Genomic DNA, 473 nt, shown 5'->3' on the forward strand with positions numbered 1-473 from the left:
TTTCACCGTGTCCCTGCTGATCGGGGAGCTGGCGTTCGGTATCGGCAGCGGCCGTGACGACCATGTGAAGATCGCGGTGCTGGCCGGGTCGCTGGTGGCCGCCGTGCTGGCGGCCGGTGTGCTGCGGGCCCGTGACCGCACCTACCGTCGGCTGCACGCCGCCGAGCAGGCCGACCGGGACGGTGATGAGATTCCCGACGTCTACCAGCGCGTGGAACGGATCCGGGAGCGGCCGGGCGTCGGCTGATAGGTTGATCGTGGGTGTGCCGGGAAGCCTGGTCGGCGATCGCTGACGGCTGACCGGAACCGGGGAACACTGTTGAGCGTCATCGCCTGGATTGCCGTAGTGGTGTTCGGCGTCGCGTACGTGCTGATCGCCACGGAGAAGCTCAACCGGGTCACCGTGGCGCTCGGCGGCGCCGCGATCATGCTGGCGGTGGGCGCCACCGATGCCCAGCACGCCTTCTTCTCCG

Annotated in this window: 1 protein-coding gene; it reads left to right on the forward strand. The window is 69.1% G+C overall.

Annotated elements, in window-relative coordinates:
* A partial coding sequence (locus ODJ79_RS46745; protein ID WP_263030206.1) for a Na+/H+ antiporter NhaA occupies positions 1 to 247 on the forward strand: 247 nt, incomplete at its 5' end.
* Between the last annotated feature and the right edge of the window lie 226 nt (positions 248 to 473).

This window comes from Actinoplanes sp. KI2 (assembly GCF_025630775.1).
GTDB lineage: Bacteria > Actinomycetota > Actinomycetes > Mycobacteriales > Micromonosporaceae > Actinoplanes.